Origin of the sequence: Chromohalobacter sp. 11-W (assembly GCF_029889905.1) — a bacterium.
Classification (GTDB): Bacteria; Pseudomonadota; Gammaproteobacteria; order Pseudomonadales; family Halomonadaceae; genus Chromohalobacter.
On record NZ_JARANZ010000035.1, the window covers coordinates 1 to 584 of the forward strand.

Genomic DNA, 584 nt, shown 5'->3' on the forward strand with positions numbered 1-584 from the left:
CTTCGACTGTGCCTTGCCGGCCAGTTCGACCGATTCCTTGGCCAGGTCGATCAGCGATTTCTGATCGGCGTTGCGAATCACCGGGACCATCAGGCCGTCCGGCGTGTCCACAGCGATGCCGATGTGCACGTAGTGCTTCTGCACCAGGGTCTCGCCGTCGCTCTTCAGGCTGACGTTGAACTGCGGGAACTTCTGCAAGGCGTAGGCGCAGGCCTTGATCATGAACGGCAGCGGCGTGAGCTTGGCATCCTGCTTGGCGGCCTCGTCCTTCATCGACTTGCGGAAGGCTTCAAGCTCGGTGATGTCCGCTTCGTCGAACTGCGTGACGTGCGGCACGTTGAGCCAGCTGCGGTGCAGGTTGGTCGCGCCGGCTTTCATCAGGCGGCCCATGGGTTTTTCCTCGACCTCGCCGAACTGGCTGAAGTCGATGTCCGGCACCGCCGGGATGCCCGCACCGCCACTCGGCGCGGCCGTGCTTCCGGCACCGCTGGAACGCTGCTGAAGCGCATTCTTGACGTAGCCCTGCACGTCTTCCTTCAGCACGCGGTTCTTGGGCCCGGTGGGTGTGACCTGGGCCAGATCGA

The 584-nt window shown here is 63.7% G+C and carries 1 protein-coding gene; it reads right to left on the minus strand.

The genetic code is table 11. From position 1 onward, the window contains the following. On the minus strand, positions 1-584 hold a 584-nt coding region (locus OP494_RS17200), incomplete at both ends, for a 2-oxo acid dehydrogenase subunit E2 (protein ID WP_280542794.1).